The organism is Pallidibacillus pasinlerensis (assembly GCF_009996845.1).
In the GTDB taxonomy this organism is placed as follows: Bacteria; Bacillota; Bacilli; order Bacillales; family Caldibacillaceae; genus Pallidibacillus; species Pallidibacillus pasinlerensis.
In genome coordinates this window covers 1-745 of sequence record NZ_JAACYS010000155.1, presented here as the reverse complement: position 1 = coordinate 745, position 745 = coordinate 1, and the positions used below count along the sequence as shown (strand labels likewise).

1 protein-coding gene is annotated in these 745 nt (G+C 34.1%); it reads right to left on the bottom strand.

All coding sequences use genetic code 11. The annotated features are described in order from the left end of the window. Positions 1-188 precede the first annotated feature (188 nt). A complete protein-coding gene (locus GW534_RS15995; protein ID WP_161921939.1) occupies positions 189-566 on the bottom strand; it encodes a hypothetical protein in 378 nt (125 codons plus the stop codon). Positions 567-745 lie beyond the last annotated feature (179 nt).

Sequence of the window (745 nt, the reverse complement as noted above, 5' to 3'; positions counted from 1 at the left end):
AGTATGAGGGGTATAGAAAGTGTAAGTGGAATAGGCATGTCCAAGAGTATGGGGTATTTTTTAATATAGTTTCCATATATAAGTATCATTAAACTAAAATTAAATGTAGCTTCAAAAGAAAAGGTGACAATACCAATTTTTCGTTGGAAATTGATATTGTCACTTGATTTTAGGGGGGAGAACATTTATTAAAAATCATCCTCTGTCGGTGTAAATGGAATGTTGAAGCGGTTTTCGAGGGTGCGTAAACGTTGATGTAAACGTTGGATACGACGTGTTTGTTGTTCATTAATATTGTTCATGCGGGTCATTTCGTTATTCATTCTACTAATTTCTTCATTGATGCGACGAATTTCTTGATTCAATCTGCGAAATTCCTCATTTTGTCTATTAAGTTCTTGGTTTTGTCTGTTTAGTTCTCGTTCTAAACGATCTACTCTTCTTTCAAGTTGTGCTGGTTGTCTGTGTAGGCTGTTATCGTTAGTATAAATTGACGTATATTCATGGTTGTTTATCTCTGGAATGGGTACTGACGATAAACTCGGATAATAGTAATAAGGATACATGGACTATACCTCCTCAATCTTTAATCAATATTTACATTATGAAAAAGAATGGTAACTGACCGGGCAAGTGTCCTTAATTCAATTATGTTTTTTGGGGAGTAGTGGAGTCAATTTGTTTGCTTTCGCACATAATTAATCATGGTTATGAGGGACGGAATGAATGGAAATATTATTTGAAA

What these genes read in the sequence shown, in the direction of transcription:
- GW534_RS15995 (WP_161921939.1), bottom strand. Translation starts at nt 566, where the DNA reads ATGTATCCTTATTACTATTATCCGAGTTTATCGTCAGTACCCATTCCA.